General features: G+C 66.5%; 16 protein-coding genes. All 16 read right to left on the reverse strand.

What is annotated here, in order from left to right:
* Nucleotides 1-19: 19 nt before the first annotated feature.
* The 16 genes from J1M43_RS10170 to prmC all read right to left on the reverse strand — a co-directional run bounded on the left by J1M43_RS10170 (nt 20) and on the right by prmC (nt 16,005).
* The gene (locus J1M43_RS10170) at nt 20-2,830 is read right to left on the reverse strand and encodes an FtsK/SpoIIIE domain-containing protein (RefSeq protein ID WP_206476604.1); all 2,811 of its coding nucleotides are present in this window, start codon (nt 2,828-2,830) and stop codon (nt 20-22) included.
* Between the two features lie 57 nt (nt 2,831-2,887).
* Nucleotides 2,888-3,748: a PP2C family serine/threonine-protein phosphatase gene (locus J1M43_RS10175; RefSeq protein WP_033104650.1), complete on the reverse strand. Its 861-nt coding sequence runs from the start codon at nt 3,746-3,748 to the stop codon at nt 2,888-2,890.
* Nucleotides 3,749-3,905: 157 nt separating this feature from the next.
* The gene (locus J1M43_RS10180; protein ID WP_206476605.1) at nt 3,906-4,757 is read right to left on the reverse strand and encodes a large exoprotein; all 852 of its coding nucleotides are present in this window, start codon (nt 4,755-4,757) and stop codon (nt 3,906-3,908) included.
* A 143-nt stretch (nt 4,758-4,900) separates the two neighbouring features.
* Nucleotides 4,901-5,647, reverse strand: coding sequence for a YaaA family protein (locus tag J1M43_RS10185; RefSeq protein WP_206476606.1), 747 nt, complete (start codon nt 5,645-5,647; stop codon nt 4,901-4,903).
* Between the two features lie 98 nt (nt 5,648-5,745).
* Entirely contained in the window at nt 5,746-6,006 is a 261-nt protein-coding gene (locus tag J1M43_RS10190; RefSeq protein ID WP_033104652.1) for a F0F1 ATP synthase subunit epsilon, read from the reverse strand.
* Nucleotides 6,007-6,008: 2 nt separating this feature from the next.
* Nucleotides 6,009-7,460, reverse strand: a complete 1,452-nt coding sequence (gene atpD, locus J1M43_RS10195) for a F0F1 ATP synthase subunit beta (RefSeq protein WP_033104653.1) — start codon at nt 7,458-7,460, stop codon at nt 6,009-6,011.
* 23 nt (nt 7,461-7,483) lie between these two features.
* The gene (locus J1M43_RS10200) at nt 7,484-8,383 is read right to left on the reverse strand and encodes a F0F1 ATP synthase subunit gamma (RefSeq protein WP_033104654.1); all 900 of its coding nucleotides are present in this window, start codon (nt 8,381-8,383) and stop codon (nt 7,484-7,486) included.
* Between the two features lie 19 nt (nt 8,384-8,402).
* Nucleotides 8,403-10,043, reverse strand: coding sequence for a F0F1 ATP synthase subunit alpha (gene atpA, locus J1M43_RS10205; RefSeq protein WP_033104655.1), 1,641 nt, complete (start codon nt 10,041-10,043; stop codon nt 8,403-8,405).
* Nucleotides 10,044-10,095: 52 nt separating this feature from the next.
* Nucleotides 10,096-10,884: a F0F1 ATP synthase subunit delta gene (locus J1M43_RS10210; RefSeq protein WP_206476607.1), complete on the reverse strand. Its 789-nt coding sequence runs from the start codon at nt 10,882-10,884 to the stop codon at nt 10,096-10,098.
* Nucleotides 10,884-11,450 (reverse strand): F0F1 ATP synthase subunit B, encoded by a 567-nt coding sequence (locus tag J1M43_RS10215; RefSeq protein ID WP_033104657.1) that lies wholly within the window; start codon nt 11,448-11,450, stop codon nt 10,884-10,886. Before J1M43_RS10215 ends, J1M43_RS10210 begins: the two co-directional genes overlap by 1 nt.
* A gap of 28 nt (nt 11,451-11,478) precedes the next feature.
* Nucleotides 11,479-11,727, reverse strand: coding sequence for a F0F1 ATP synthase subunit C (gene atpE, locus J1M43_RS10220; protein WP_033104658.1), 249 nt, complete (start codon nt 11,725-11,727; stop codon nt 11,479-11,481).
* A 39-nt stretch (nt 11,728-11,766) separates the two neighbouring features.
* The gene (gene atpB, locus J1M43_RS10225) at nt 11,767-12,567 is read right to left on the reverse strand and encodes a F0F1 ATP synthase subunit A (protein WP_033104659.1); all 801 of its coding nucleotides are present in this window, start codon (nt 12,565-12,567) and stop codon (nt 11,767-11,769) included.
* Nucleotides 12,568-12,705: 138 nt separating this feature from the next.
* Nucleotides 12,706-13,188 carry a hypothetical protein gene (locus tag J1M43_RS10230; RefSeq protein WP_052166651.1) on the reverse strand — a complete coding sequence of 161 codons (483 nt, stop codon included), beginning with the start codon at nt 13,186-13,188 and terminating at the stop codon, nt 12,706-12,708.
* Nucleotides 13,185-14,411 (reverse strand): MraY family glycosyltransferase, encoded by a 1,227-nt coding sequence (locus tag J1M43_RS10235; RefSeq protein ID WP_206476608.1) that lies wholly within the window; start codon nt 14,409-14,411, stop codon nt 13,185-13,187. Before J1M43_RS10235 ends, J1M43_RS10230 begins: the two co-directional genes overlap by 4 nt.
* On the reverse strand, nt 14,408-15,097 hold the full coding sequence (locus J1M43_RS10240; RefSeq protein ID WP_033104660.1) for an L-threonylcarbamoyladenylate synthase: 690 nt from the start codon (nt 15,095-15,097) through the stop codon (nt 14,408-14,410). Before J1M43_RS10240 ends, J1M43_RS10235 begins: the two co-directional genes overlap by 4 nt.
* A 47-nt stretch (nt 15,098-15,144) precedes the next feature.
* Nucleotides 15,145-16,005: a peptide chain release factor N(5)-glutamine methyltransferase gene (gene prmC, locus J1M43_RS10245; protein WP_033104661.1), complete on the reverse strand. Its 861-nt coding sequence runs from the start codon at nt 16,003-16,005 to the stop codon at nt 15,145-15,147.
* Nucleotides 16,006-16,090 lie beyond the last annotated feature (85 nt).

Genomic DNA, 16,090 nt, shown 5'->3' on the forward strand with positions numbered 1-16,090 from the left:
TCAGCCGTGCGCGCGCCCATCACCGCGAGGCGTCCAGTTCGGGGATGACGACGCGCTGCGGGGCGCGACCGTCATGGATCGTCCAGGCCCGGCCCGCATGCGGCTCGGCGAACGGCGGCAACTCTCGGATGCTCGCGAATGACCGCAGCTCTCCCCCGCATTCGGCGAGGAACAGCATCTCGCCCTCGAGGCGAATCCGCTGCCACAGCGGCCACTGGCGCTGCCAGCTGTCGGCGTCGCCGACCAGTATCGTCGGCGCGGCCCCGGCTGAGATCGCGGCCCCCGGCACTCCGACCACCGGCAGCGCCGACGGAGCATCCTGATGCTGATCCGCGACCGGCGAGACCACGTGATCGGGATAGGCGGCTCGCAAGCCCTCCACGACCCGTCGGACGCCGAGTGCGATCACGCCGACCACTCGCGCGGTCGGGGTCCACCGTTCCACGGCGCCGGTTCCGGCGGCATCCGTTTCGCCGGTTGCTTCAACCCAGACGACCTGCACCTCACGATCATCGACTCTGGCACGACCTGCCGGACGGTCGCGACGGTAGCCGTCGTTGTCCCCGCCTGCGGCGAGGTGCTCCATCTTGGTACCCATCCGCAGCAGCATCCGCGTCGGCAGTGCCTCGAGCACGCGTGCAGTCTGGCCGGACGCGCGCCCTGTCGTGATGACGACGGTGCATCCTCGCGCCGCAGCCGACCGCACCAGCTTCTCCATCCGTTCCAGGAACGCCTGCGCGTACTCCACCGGGAAGGCTGCGAGGAGCTGATCGAGGTCGTCGCACAGCACGAGTTCCGGTGCGTCCGCGCCGGCGTCGAGCAGCTCGGCCAGCGCATCCCAGGCGCGCTCGGGTTCGGCACGCAACAGCATCGACCGTGTGCTCTGGGTCGCCAGGGCGCGCAGCACAGACGTGCGCCCTGAGCTGCTGCCCCCGATCACGGCAAGCCCACGGTCGATTCCGGGCCGCAGCAGCATGGGTCTCTGACGCTGTCGTTCCGGCTCATCCGTGAGTCCGACCAGCAATGCGCCCTCGTGGGGGTAGGCGGTGACCAGCTCATCGAGATCGAGCCTTCGTGGCAACGGCGCGAGCCACGGGCTCGCCGGCTCGCCGGCGTCAGACCAGCGGGCGCCGATCTGGCGCAGGTCGCCCGCACCCGTGAGAGCGACACGCACGGCCACCGCTGCCGTGTCCTGCGGACGCCGGACGAATGCGAGGCCCCTGGAGGCCGCGCCGCCCGGGAGCTCGGCCGCGTCATCGGATCCGATGACGAGTCGGCTGTCCGCGGCCTCGGTCACCCGCAGACTCACCCGAAGCGGGCAGTTCGCCGCGAGCCCGTCACGGATGACACCGGCCGCTCGCTGCGTGCCGAGGATGAGGTGCATCCCGAGCGCTCTGCCACGGGCTGCGACGTCTGAGAACACAGCGCCGAGGTCCGGATGCTCCTGCAGAAGCGCGGCGAACTCATCGACGACGATCACGAGTCGGCCGAGCCGACCAGACGCCTCGGAGACACTTCGCACGCCGAGTTCGGCGAGCACCGCCTCGCGACGACGAAGCTCCGCCGTGAGGCTCTCCACTCCGCGGCGCGCGCCCTCCTCGTCGAGATCGGTGATCACCGCGGCGACGTGCGGAAGCGCCCGCAGCGGGTCGAATGCGGTGCCGCCCTTGAAGTCAGCCAGTACGAATGCCACCTCGTCCGGGCCGTGCGAGCGCGCCATCGAGGCGATCCAGGTCACGAGCAGTTCACTCTTGCCCGACCCGGTCATCCCCGTCACGATGGCGTGCGGGCCGTCCTCTACGAGGTCGAGCACGACGTCGGTGCTCTCTGTGCGACCGATCACGGCCGCAAGACCTGCACGACCCGGCTCCGCAGTCATCGCAAGCTCACCCAGCGCCACCACGTCCGGCAACTGTGCCGCCTCGCCCTCCCGTTCGGCGCTGCCCGCGGCGATCGCCATCGCCTGCGCGCGGGAGAGGCATTCCACAGCGATCCCCTCGATGCCTGCCGAGGTACGCAGCCGCGCTCGTGCCGGATCTGCGAAGTCGATGAGTGTCGTCACACCCTCAGGCACTTCGCCATCCGTCTCGCACACGCGTATCTGCGCGGAAGCATCCGGACATTCCTCATCCCCCACCACTACGGCGAGCCGCCACGCCCCGCGCCTGGGTCTTCCGGCATGCGGAAAGCCTGCGAGCCCGAGCACCTCCAGTCCCCCGCCGATGAGTGCGAGCTGTCCAGACGAATGACGCAGGCACAGCTGCACCACCAGCGCCCTCGCGGCAGCGCCGGCGACGGCCGCGGGTCCGCGCAGGCAGATTCCGCGTCCCATCGCGACGGCGATCGGAACGCCCTTCACCTGCGATGCGCGCTCTCTGAAGGCACGTGCGCGTTCGCCGTCATCGCCGGTCACCCGGAGGGCACTGCGCCTGGCGCCTGAACCGACGACGATCGGTGTCGAATCGTCGATCGGCCGAAGATCGCGCAGGGGCGCATCCACGACGGACGCGGCCGCGTCCGGATGGACACGCCGCAGCTCACGACGTTCGGTCTGATGCCGTCGCATGAGGTCCTGCTCTGCGCGACGCCACCCGGCCGTCTCGTCATCGGCTGCGGCCCGTCGTTCGCGGCGTCGAGTGCGCAGACCGTCCAGCAGCGAAGCGCCGATCATCAGCGGGCCGAGCGCCGCGAAAGCGAGTGAGAATATCGATCCGGTGATGAGCCAGAGCACGATGCCCGCGGCGATCGGCACGACGGCGGCGAGCACCGGTACGGACTGCCGTCGTGGCTCGGCGGCAGCAGCGGGAAGCGTGAGCGGTTCGAGGTCCATGACCTCATTGCACGGCATCCGAACACGGCGGATGCCGTTGTCCACAGCTCCGCGGAGCTATTCTTCGGTGGGCTCCGCTGTGGAGGAAGATTCGGAGGATGATTCGTCTTCGGTCGTGACCGCGTCATCACCTGCGGCAGGAGCGTGCCCCGGCCGCTCCACCTGAACGACGATGAGCGTCACATTGTCGCGGCCGCCGTTCTCCAGCGCCGCAGCCAGCATCGCGTCAGCGGCGACTGCGGGGTCCGCCTGCTCACGCAGGAAATGCTGGATGCCGTAATCGGTGAGCTCCTTGGTCAATCCGTCGGAGCAGATCACGAACCGGTCACCGTCGAGCACCTCGATTCCGAGGTAGTCCGGCGGCGTGAGCTCGCTCGCCCCGACAGCGCGTGTGATGACGTTGCTATAGGGGTGGCTCTCCGCCTCCTCCGCGCTGAGCCGTCCCGAGCTGATCAGCTCCTGCACCACGGAATGGTCGGTCGTGACCTGAACCAGCCGCTCATCACGAAGCAGATAGACACGGGAATCGCCGATATTGAGCGAGACCCACCGGGGTTCGTCGTCCGTCGTGTCGAAGAAGATGCCGGTGAGAGTAGTACCGGTTCCTTCGTCAGTGGTCTCCGGGTGCGAGGCGATGTCGCCCACAGCCTGCGTGAGGGCATTCTCGATGGCAGCGGTGCCGACCTCGCCGGAGTCGACGACCTCCTGCAGGCGCGTGATCGTACTCTGACTCGCGATCTCCCCGCCCGCGTGCCCGCCCATGCCGTCTGCCACGACGAACAGCGGGTACTGCGCCAGGAACGCATCCTGATTGTTGTCCCGGCGACGCCCGGTATCGGTCACTCCAGCCCAGACCAGGACGATCTCCCCGCCGTCCGGGGCCGCGACGCGATGGGTCTGCGTGGACGTCTCAGACAAAGGGTTCCTCCGGGTTGGATGCGGCGGTGCGAGTGGCCGCAGGATTCTCACACATCGTAGTGGAACTACGACATGGCCATGTGTCCACGCTATCGGAATCTCCGCCGGGTACGACGAAGGACCCCCGATCACGATCGAGGGTCCTTCGTTCAGCTCATCAGGCTGGTGGCTGCGTCGGCGGTGCCGGTGGAGCGGCGGGCGGTGCCGGCGGAGTCGCGGGCGGCGTCGTCGGTGCGGCCGGCGGAGTGGCCGGTGCTGCCGGCGGCGTGGACGGTGCAGCCGGCGGCGTCACGGGCCCTGCGGGAGGCGTCGCGGGGCCGGCCGGCGGCTGGTATCCGGGAGCAGCCGGTGGCTGGTAGCCGGGCGCAGCGGGCTGCTGGTAACCCGGAGCAGGCTGCTGGTACCCCTGCGGCGGACCGTATCCCTGCGGCGGTGCGTATCCCTGCGGGGCTGCGCCGTAGCCGGGGGCCGCACCGGGTGCGACCTGCGCCGAAGGCTGAACCGGGATGCCGTCCCACGCGGTGCGGTCGGCGAAGAACGCGTTGCCGCCCCAAGGGGAGGCCGGGATCTGCGGGTTCCAGCGCGACTTGTCGAACGCATTGATTCCGAGCCAGATGAGGGACGTGATGCCGGCGGTGATGATACCCAGGGCATACAGCACGACCCAGGCCGGAGTCTTGCCGAGCTTGAGACCGATGCGGTAAGCCGCGAGAGTCATGAGGGCGAAGGATGCGAGGCCGAGGACCTGGCCGATCACCGGGATCCAGCCGAGCACGATCGTCGCACCGATCGCGTAGAGGAACAACCACGGACTGAGGTCACCCAGCTTGAGGAACACCATGCTGTTGTATACCGGGATCCACGCGCGCCATTTACCCTGGACGCCGGCCTTTTCGAAGATCTTCATCATGAAGATCGAACCGATGACGTAGATGGCGACGGCGACGAGGAACCCGACGAGGTACACCGCCCCGAGTATCGCGAGGCTTTGGGAATCGTAGGAGGACATGAGACTCTCAATCCTTGAAGACAGGGAGCGAACCTCGCCCCCCGGTTACGAAGCCTTCGCTTCGCGCATTGGCCATGGTAGCGGGGTCATCCGCTCACTGGCAATGACACACTCACCCGCATCGTGATGTGTCGACACGACGCTCAGGTCTCCGTCACGAGCTCGAGCACGCCTGCCTGCTCCGCCTGCCGGATGGTGATCGATCGTGCACGCGCCCATCCCTGCAGGGCTGCGAGGGAGCGCACCCTGGGTCGGTCCTCGGCCAGCGCTCGCACGAGTTCGCCCTTGGCCTTCTTGTTGAAGTGGTTGAGGGCACGTCCTTCACCTGTCACGACACGCACGTACGCGTACGGCACGGATGCCGGTACCGGGCCGAGTGCGACATAGGCCTCGCTGCGGAGGTCCAGGACGAACCCTGGCGCGTCTTGAGCCATCGCCTCTGACGTCGCGAGCGCCCAGTGCCGACGCAACGGCGCGATCCCGGGAAGCGACGTGCCCGCCGCGAGCCGATACGTCGGAATCGCATCGAGCGCGGCGATCGGACCGAACGGCGCCGAATGGATCCACACGTGCCTGTCCAGCCATCGCCTGGCAACGGCGTCCAACGACGTCGCATCCAGGGCATCGTAGAGAACGCCCGTGTAGCGGTCGACCGCGGCCATGGTCGGCGCGGAACCCAGAGCGGCATTGTGGTCGATGTCGCCGAGTTGACGGTCGCTGAGCTTGTGCACGCGCCTGGCTGCGGCCGGATCCGCCGCGAGTCCTATGAGCGCCGTCACGACGGCAGTTCGTTCGGCAGCCAGAGCAGGCAGCGCGAGGGAGTCGATCGCCAACGGGGCACCCGACCCGCCTGGGCGCTTGGTCTCGGAGGGAGGGAGGAGTATTTTCATGGGGCTCGAGATGCCGAATCAGATCGGTGACAGCAGACGAGAACGCGCCCGCCCGTCAACTCGAGGGTGACAGGCGGACGCGTACGTGATGAGTGCGCTCAGGCGATGAGGGCCGCGTTGCCGGCGACGATCGTCAGCTGGCTGCCTTCCATGGAGAGGAAGCCGTCCTGCGCGTTCGCGAGCACTTTGCTGCCGTCGGCGCGCGTGATGCGCACCTGGCCCTCTGCGAGGATCGCCAGGATCGGCTCGTGACCGCTCATGATTCCGATCTCACCCTCGACGGTCTTGGCGACGACGAGAGTCGCGTCTCCCGTCCAGACCTCCGCGTCCGCGGAGACGAGGCTGACGTTCAGAGCCATGATCAGCCGTTCTCCTTCTGGAGCTGAGCCCAGCGCTCTTCGACGTCGGAGATGCCACCGACGTTGAAGAAGGCCTGCTCGGCAACGTGATCGAAGTCACCCTTCGCGATCGCGTCGAACGACTCGATCGTCTCCTTGAGAGGAACGGTCGAGCCCTCGACACCGGTGAACTTCTTCGCCATGTAGGTGTTCTGCGAGAGGAACTGCTGGATGCGACGTGCACGCGACACGACGATCTTGTCCTCTTCGGAGAGCTCGTCGACACCGAGGATCGCGATGATCTCCTGCAGTTCCTTGTTCTTCTGGAGGATCTGCTTGACCGTGGTGGCGACGCGGTAGTGGTCCTCGCCCAGGTAGCGAGGGTCCATGATGCGCGAGGTCGAGGTCAGCGGGTCGATGGCGGGGTACAGACCCTTCGACGCGATCTCACGGCTGAGCTCGGTCGTCGCGTCGAGGTGCGCGAAGGTCGTCGCCGGAGCCGGGTCGGTGTAGTCATCGGCGGGAACGTAGATCGCCTGCAGTGAGGTGATCGAGTGGCCGCGGGTCGAGGTGATGCGCTCCTGGAGGAGGCCCATCTCGTCAGCGAGGTTCGGCTGGTAGCCCACAGCGGAGGGCATGCGGCCCAGCAGCGTGGAGACCTCGGAACCTGCCTGCGTGAAGCGGAAGATGTTGTCGATGAACAGCAGAACGTCCTGCTTCTGCACGTCACGGAAGTACTCCGCCATCGTCAGGGCCGAAAGGGCGACGCGCAGACGCGTTCCCGGCGGCTCGTCCATCTGGCCGAAGACGAGAGCAGTCTTGTCGAAGACGCCCGCCTCTTCCATCTCGGCGATGAGGTCGTTGCCCTCACGTGTGCGCTCACCGACTCCGGCGAACACCGACACACCGCCGTGGTTCTGTGCGACGCGCTGGATCATCTCCTGGATGAGGACGGTCTTGCCGACACCAGCACCACCGAAGAGGCCGATCTTTCCGCCGAGCACGTACGGCGTGAGAAGGTCGATCGACTTGATGCCGGTCTCGAACATCTGGGTCTTCGACTCGAGCTGGTCGAAAGGCGGCGCCGAACGGTGGATCGGCCAGCGCTCCGTGATCTCGATCTGCTCGCCAGGCTCGGCGTTGAGCACCTCGCCGATGACGTTGAAGACCTTGCCCTTGGTGACGTCGCCGACGGGAACCGAGATCGGCTCGCCGGTGTCGCGCACCTCCTGGCCGCGGACGATGCCGTCCGTCGGCTTGAGCGCGATCGCGCGGATCAGGTCGTCGCCGAGGTGCTGTGCGACCTCGAGCGTGATCTCCGTCGACTCCTCGCCGATGACGATGGTGGTCTTCAGCGCGTTGTAGATGTCAGGAATCGAGTCGTGCGGGAACTCGATATCGACGACCGGGCCCGTGACGCGTGCGACGCGCCCGACGACCGCGGTCCCAGCCTCAGCTGTGGCGGTGGGGGTCATATCTTCGTCTCTTTCTTGATGGTCTATTTGCTCGAGAGGGCGTCGGCGCCGCCGACGATCTCAGCGATCTGCTGCGTGATCTCCGCCTGACGCGCGTTGTTGCGCAGGCGGGTGTAGTCAGTGATGAGCTTGTCGGCATTGTCGCTGGCGGACTTCATCGCCTTCTGCGTCGCGGCCTGCTTGGCCGCCGACGACTGCAGCAGAGCGTTGAAGATGCGGCTCTGCAGATACACCGGCAGGATCGCATCGAGAACGGTCTCGGCATCCGGCTCGAACTCGTAGAGCGGATACACCGCTCCGCTCGGCTCAGCGGCCTCGGTGTTCTCGACGATCTCCAACGGAAGCAGGCGCACCGTCTCCGGCGACTGCGTCATCATGCTGACGAAACGGTTGTAGACGAGGTGGAGCTCGTCCACTCCGCCATCCTCACCGCCGCGGTTGAACGCTTCGAGCAGCGTGGCCGAGATCTCCTCGGCCGTCTTGAACTGCGGAGTGTCCGTGTCGCCCGTCCACTCTGCAGCGGCCTTGATGCCACGGAACTGGAAGTATCCGACGGCCTTGCGACCGACGAGGTAGTACACCGGCTCGCTGCCCTGAGAACGGATCAGCTCGCCGACTTCCATCGCCTCGCGGAGGATCTGCGAGTTGAAGGCACCCGCGAGTCCGCGGTCGGAGGAGAAGACCACGACGGCGGACCGGCGGATCGTCTCGGGCTCACGCGTGAGCGGGTGATCGACATTGGAATACGTCGCGACGGCGGAGACAGCCTGCGTCACGGCCCGAGCGAAGGGCGACGACGCGCGCACGCGCGCCATCGCCTTCTGAATGCGCGAAGCCGCGATGAGCTCCATCGCCTTCGTGATCTTCTTGGTCGTCTGAGCAGAAGAGATCTTCTGCTTGTAGACCCTGAGTTGAGCGCCCATGTTTCAGTACCTCACGCGATTACGCGCGACGACCCTTGACGATCTTCTCCTGGTTGACGTCGTCCACGTCCTGGGCTGCGTGCTCCTCATGGCCCACGGCGCCGATGGACTGGCCCTTGCCACCCTGGAACTCGAGCAGGAAAGCGTCGACCTGCTTCTCCAGTTCGGCCGCGGTGTCGTCATCGAGGACGTTCGTCTCGCGCAGGGTGTCGAGCACCTTGGTGTTGCGTCGCAGGTGATCGAGGAGCTCGCGCTCGAAGCGCAGCACATCGGAGACCTCGAGCTTGTCGAGCTTGCCCTTGGTGCCGGCCCAGATCGAGACGACCTGGTCTTCGACGGGGTACGGCGAGTACTGCGGCTGCTTGAGCAGCTCGGTCAGACGAGCACCCCGATCGAGCTGACGACGTGAGGTCGCGTCGAGGTCGCTCGCGAACATCGCGAAGGCCTCGAGCGATCGGTACTGCGCAAGTTCCAGCTTCAGCGTTCCGGAGACCTTCTTGATGCTCTTGACCTGAGCGTCACCACCGACACGGGACACCGAGATGCCCACATCGACCGCAGGGCGCTGGTTGGCGTTGAAGAGGTCGGACTGCAGGAAGATCTGGCCATCGGTGATCGAGATCACGTTGGTCGGGATGTACGCCGAGACGTCGTTCGCCTTGGTCTCGATGATCGGGAGACCCGTCATCGAACCGGCACCGAGCTCGTCGGACAGCTTCGCGCAACGCTCCAGCAGACGGGAGTGCAGGTAGAAGACGTCGCCAGGGTATGCCTCGCGGCCCGGCGGACGGCGCAGGAGGAGCGAGACGGCGCGGTACGCCTCTGCCTGCTTCGACAGGTCATCGAAGATGATGAGGACGTGCTTGCCGCTGTACATCCAGTGCTGGCCGATCGCGGATCCGGTGTAGGGCGCGATGTACTTGAAACCGGCCGGGTCGGAGGCAGGAGCGGCGACGATGGTGGTGTACTCCATCGCTCCGGCGTCCTCGAGCGCACCCTTGACGGAGGCGATCGTGGAACCCTTCTGACCGATGGCGACGTAGATGCAGCGCACCTGCTTGTCGACATCGCCGGAGGCCCAGTTGTCCTTCTGGTTGATGATCGTGTCGATCGCGATGGCCGTCTTGCCGGTCTGGCGGTCGCCGATGATGAGCTGACGCTGGCCGCGGCCGACGGGGATCATGGCGTCGATGGCCTTGATTCCGGTCTGCATCGGCTCGTGCACGCTCTTTCGCTGCATGACACCCGGTGCCTGCAGCTCGAGCTCACGACGTCCCTCCGATGCGATCTCGCCGAGGCCGTCGATCGGGTTGCCGAGCGGGTCGACCACGCGTCCGAGGTAGCCGTCGCCGACAGCGACCGAGAGGACCTCGCCGGTGCGGCGGACTTCCTGACCGGCCTGGATCCCGGCGAAGTCGCCGAGCACCACGGTGCCGATCTCGCTCTCGTCGAGGTTCAACGCGAGGCCCTGCGTGCCGTTGTCGAACGTCAGGAGCTCGTTCGCCATCACGCCCGGCAGCCCCTCGATGTGGGCGATGCCGTCTGCCGCGTCGATGACGGTGCCGACCTCGGTCGCTGCGGCGCCTGTGGGCTCGTACGCAGCGGCGAAGTCCTTCAGCGCGTCACGGATGACGTCGGGGCTGATCGATAGTTCTGCCATTGTCTTCCCTTTGTATTGAGAGAGTCTGCGCGGTTCCCCGCGCGAAGTCGTATTAGCCCGCGAGCTTCTGTCGAAGATCGGCGAGCCGCGCGGAGATGCTGCCGTCGATGACGTCATCGGCGATCTGCACACGCAGTCCGCCCACGACGGTGGGGTCGATCACTTCGTTGATCGAGACCTGGCCGTCATAGCGCGCTGCCAGCGCGTCGCCGAGACGGGTGCGCTGCGCGGCGGACAGTGGGGTCGCGGTCTGAACCGTGGCCACGATGCGGTCGCCCTGCGCCGAGACGATCTTCATCGCACGGTTCAGCAGCTGACGGACGCGACGTCCGCGTGGCTGCCGGACGAGCGAGGAGACGATCAGCGTCGTCGGTGCACTCGCCGTGCCGCCGATCAGCTTCTCGACGAGCGCGCCCTTCGCATCGTCGTCGCCCAATCGGGTTCCGAGCGCGAGCTCGAGCTCCGGGTTCGCGGCGATGACGCGGAGGAAAGAGAACAGCTCGCCTTCGATGTCGACCGCGGGCTCGGCGATGGCTGCGGCGCGGATCGCGAGTTCCTCGATCCCGGAGACGAGGCCGTCCACGTCGGACCACCTCTCCCCGACTGCAGCAGAGAGCACCTGACGCGTGGTGTCCGACAGTGTGCCGAAGACCGTCGCGACGACCTGCTCACGCAGGCCCGCAGGAGCAGCCGGGTCGGCCAGCGCGCCGCTCAGCTGACCGGATTCGCCCACCAGACGCGCCACGGTGAAGAGCTCACCGGCCGTGTCGAGGGTGACGTCCTTCGCTTGAGCGAGGGCCGCCGTCGAAGCCGCGAGCGCCTGAGTGGTCGCGCTGCCCATCAGGAAGCCCCGCCCGGTACCTGAGCCTGTCGAAGATCTGACGCCTCAAGGTCTGCGAGGAAGCGATCCACGACAGCGGTCGCACGCGCATCATCCGAGAGGGTCTCGCCGACCACGCCACCGGCGAGGTCGATCGCGAGCGTGCCGACCTCGGAGCGCAGCGCGACGAGCGTCGTCTGACGCTCCGCCTCGATCTGCGCGTGCGCGGCTGCGGTGACGCGTGCGGCCTCGACCGTCGCGGCATCCTTCGCCTCGGCGACGATCTTCCTGCTGTCCTCACGGGCAGCCTCACGGATCTCACCGGCCTCGGTACGAGCCTCGGCGAGCTGACGCGTGTACTCCTCGAGAGCCGCCTCAGCCTGCTTCTGCGCTTCGTCGGCCTTGGCGATGTTGCCCTCGATGGCGGCGGAGCGCTCGTCGAGCATCTTCGCCACATTCGGGAGAGCGACCTTCCAGGCCACGATCAGGATGATGACGAAGCAGACGGCTGACCAGACGATGTCGTACGTCGCCGGCAGAAGCGGGTTCTGCTCCTCGGCTGCGAGCGTGACAAGAGCGTTCAGCATCCTGTCTCCTTACGTGTGGGTGAGAGGATCAGTAGCCGAAGAGGAACGCGACGCCGATACCGACGAACGCAAGCGCCTCGGTGAAGGCGATACCGATCCACATGGTGCCCTGAAGCTTGCCGGACAGCTCAGGCTGGCGCGCGATGCCCTCGATCGTCTTGCCGACGACGATGCCCACACCGATGGCCGGGCCGATTGCTGCCAGGCCGTAGCCGACGTTGGCGATCGAGCCGGTGATGTCGATGTTGATGGCTGCAAGAACCGAGTTGGGATCCACAGGTGTTTCCTTTCATTGAGGGGAGCTGGCGCGCCCCGATTAGTGTTCGTCCGCGACTGCGAGCTGAATGTAGACCGCGGTGAGGATGGTGAAGACGTACGCCTGGAGGAACGCCACCAGGATCTCGAAGGCCGTGAAGGCGAAGCCGAAGGCGAGCGTTCCCGCTCCCAGCACAGACCAGAAGCCGCCCATCGAGAAGATGAAGAACTGGGTCGCCGCGAAGAACAGCACCAGCATGAGGTGGCCGACCATCATGTTCATCAGCAGTCGCAGCGTGAGCGTGACCGGACGGACGATGAAGGTCGAGATGAACTCCAGCGGCGCGACGATGATGTACAGGAACGGCGGCACTCCGGGCGGGAAGAGCGAGTTGCGGATGAAGTGCCAGACGCCCTTGCGCACGCCGGCGTAGATGAACGCGACGTAGGAGATCACCGCGAGCATCAGCGGCACGGCGATGATGCTCGTGCCTGCGATGTTCAGGAACGGGATGACACCCGTGATGTTCATGAACAGCACCATGAAGAAGATCGTGGTGAGCAGCGGGAGGAAGCGGTCGCCGTCCTTCTTGCCGATCATGTCGTGCGCGATGTTGACGCGGACGAGGTCGAAGAGCATCTCGATGACGCCCTGGCCGCGGCCGGGGATCAGCTTGAGCTTGCGCGTGCCGAGCCAGAGGATGAGAACCACGACGATCGTCGCCAGAAACTGCACCAGATGGATGCGGTTCACTGAGAGCGGGCCGATCGAGAAGAGGATCTCCGGAAAGAACTCTGCGATCGACGGTGGTTGGAATTCGTCCGTTGCGAGACGGACGAGGAGGCTCGCGGCGTGAGTCAACGTTGCTCCAGCTTCGGGGCATCGACCAGGATCGACGCGACGATTTGGGTGGGGAGTTCTAGCTGAGTCGGAGCATCTCGCACGACGCGAAAGCTCGCCCAGCGAACCCGGAATCAGACTATCAAGATTTTCCCAGCGTCACGAATCCTCGCGGTCTTCGGGGTTGGATTCCGGCAGCGAGACGTCTGAGACGTACGGCATGCGCATCCGCGTGAACACGACGGCGTCGATCACCAGGCTCACCACGATCCCGGCGACGAGCGCGAGGAAGATGATCAGCGGGACTACCCAGTCCTGCCCGCGCAGGATCACGATGGCGACGACGAACACGACCAGTTTGAGCAACCAGCTGCCCATCACGATCCCGAAGAAGACCGTCGCGAACATCTCCCTGCCGTACCAGCGGTTCGCGATCAGCACGCTCAGCGGGGTCAGCGCCAGGAAGACGATGGCGAGGGCGACACCTGCCAGCCCACTCCACAGCCCATCAGCGCCCGCGACGAGGAAGCCGATGCCCCCGCCGAGGATGACGAGAACGATCGCGGCGATGCCCGTCCAGATCAGCACCTGCCGCAGCATCGAGGTGATCGCGGGCATCGGACGTTTCGGTGTGTCGCTCATCGGTTCTCCGGAGAAGGTGTCGGCACGGTGGTTGAAGGATCAGTGGCTGAAGGATCAGTGGCTGAAGGATCAGTGGCTGGCAGATCGGTCGGCACGCTCGGAGCGCGCCGGGTGGGAAGCAGAGTGACGAGGAGGCATGCTGCGACCCCCACCACGCCGAAGGCGACACCGGGGAGGTACTGGCCTGGCCAGTCCTCACGCGATCCGATGTACATGAGCAGCACGGCGAGCGAGATCACGGCCGTCCATGCGTAGAAGATCAGGACGGCGTCGCGGTCGCGGTGACCGAGATCCAGCATCCGATGGTGCAGGTGCTTGCGGTCCGGCGAGAAGGGCGACCTGCCGGCCCTCATGCGCCGGAACACGGCAAGACCGAAATCGAGCAACGGCAGCATGACGACCACGAGCGGCAGCAGGATCGGGATGAAGGCGCCGAGCAGCTGCGAGCGGCCGAATTCCTCCGGGTCCATCGCACTCGAGGACATCTGGCCGGTGAGCGCGATCGCGGATGTCGCCATCAGCAGGCCGATCACCAGGGCACCCGAGTCGCCCATGAACAGCTTCGCCGGGCTCCAGTTCAAGGGCAGGAAACCGATGCAGGCGCCGATCACGACGGCGGCGAGGAATGACGCCAGGTTGAAGTAGCTGCTGGTTCCCGTGTCGCGCGTGAGGATGTACGAATATGCGAAGAACACACCGTTGGCGATGAGGCAGACGCCCGCGACCAGTCCGTCGAGTCCGTCGATGAAGTTGACCGCGTTCATGACGACGACGATCGCGAACATCGTCACGGCGATGCTCAGCCAACTGGAGACGATGACCATCTCTCCGAGCGGCAGCGAGAGGATCTGCAGCCCGCCGAGCACCGTGATGATCCCGGCAGCGAGGAACTGCACGCCGAGCTTGATGAACCAGTCGAGATCCCAGAGGTCATCGATCACGCCGATGATGGCGATGAGCAGCGCGGCGCCGAGCACGGCCCACATCGTCTGCGGCGGCACCCACATGATGCTGAAGAACGGATTCGCCGCGGACACGCCGATGGCGGCGGCGATACCGAGGAACATCGCCACTCCCCCGAGCCGCGGCGTGGGAGTCGTATGAACGTCGCGTTCCCGGATGCCGGGATACAGCTTGAAGCGCAGGCTGAGCTGCCAGACCACCCATGACATCACGAGCGTGACGGTCGCGGTGAGGATGATCGTGAAGAGGTACTGCTTCACGCCGCGCCGTCCGGCGCATCCAGCAGGTCGCCGATGACGCCGCGCAACTGCTTCATCGTCACGGCACCCTCACGAAGGAGCCGGATCCGCGCGTCTCCCTCACCGTCGCCTCGACGAACGAGCGATGTGGCGTCGATGATCGTGGATGCCACGCCCGTCGCGCTCATGCCGCCGTCGAGATAGACCGCGACGCTGTCGCCCAGCATCCGCTCCGCGCCCTCGGCGGAGATGGCAGCGGACTCCCCGGTGAGGTTCGCGCTCGACACGGCGAGAGGACCGGTCTCCTCGAGGAGCTCGAGCGCCACTCGCTGGTCGGGCATGCGCACCGCGACGGTTCCCAGCGTGTCGCCGAGATCCCACGCGAGCGAAGGCTGCGCGGGCAGGACGATGGTCAGTCCGCCGGGCCAGAACTCGTCGACGAGCTTCTGCACCGGCTCAGGGATCTCCTCCACGAGGGCGGCAAGCGCCGCCTGACCGGCCACGAGCACAGGCGGCGGCTGATTGCGGCCACGGCCCTTCGCATCCAGCAGCCGCTGGACGGCAGAGGGCGTGAACGCGTCGGCGGCGATGCCGTAGACCGTGTCGGTGGGCATGACGATGAGCTCGCCCCTGGCGATCGCCTGACGAGCGTGGCGCATTCCGGCGAGCAGCTGTGCCTCATCGCGGCAATCGAAGACAGAGGACATGACCCCACCATTCTAGGTGCACGAGCACGGCCGAGCCTGCGGAATGCTCAGGGGCGCAGCGCCGTCGTCGCCCTGTCCCGGTGCGTCAGATCGGGATGCGTCCTCGGCACCCGCCAGCCGTCGGCGGCGAGAAGGCTGCGGACCGCCTCGCCCTGGAGCTCGCCGTGCTCGATCACCAGCAGCCCGCCCGGGCGGAGGAGTGCGAGCGCCCTCGTGCTCAGAACCCGTACGATGTCGAGGCCGTCCGGCCCGCCGTACAGTGCCATCGCGGGGTCGAACAACCGCACTTCCGGGTCCCGAGGGATCGCATCATCCGGCACATACGGCGGGTTCGAGATCACGACGGATGCCGTGCCGTCGAGCTCTCGGAGGGAGTCGGTCAGGTCTCCCTGCACGAGAGTGAGGTTCTCGGCGTCCGCCGTGTTGCGCACCGCCCACGCATGAGCGTCGGGCGAGAGCTCGACGGCGAACACACGCGAGTGCGGCACCTCCGTGGCCATCGCCATGGCGATGGCGCCGCTTCCAGTGCACAGATCCACACCGATCGGCGCCGGGTCCGCGGCGTTGGACAGCGCGTCGATCGCGAACTGGACGACGATCTCCGTCTCGGGTCGCGGAACGAACACACCGGGACCCACCGCGAGTTCGAGGTGCCGGAACGGCGCCACGCCGGTCAGGTGCTGCAGCGGCTCACGCGCCGCACGGCGCGTGACCAGAGCCTCGAAGGCGACGACTTCCTGCTCGCCGACGGTGTCCCCGCGCACGATCGCAGCCTGCACCGCGCCCCTGCGCAGTCCTCGGATGTGACCTGCCAGCAGTTCGGCGTCCACGAGCGGGTCTGGCACGCCGGCCATGGCAAGACGCTCGGCGGCGGAGCGGACGACAGCTGCGAGGGTCATTTCGGCCATCCTCTCAGCGTACGGTGCGGCCCGTGCCGTCACCTGACACAAATGCGCCGGGGATGCATCGCCTCGAATAGGCTTGCCGTGCAAC

Source organism: Microbacterium sp. KRD172 (assembly GCF_017168295.1).
Lineage (GTDB): Bacteria > Actinomycetota > Actinomycetes > Actinomycetales > Microbacteriaceae > Microbacterium > Microbacterium profundi.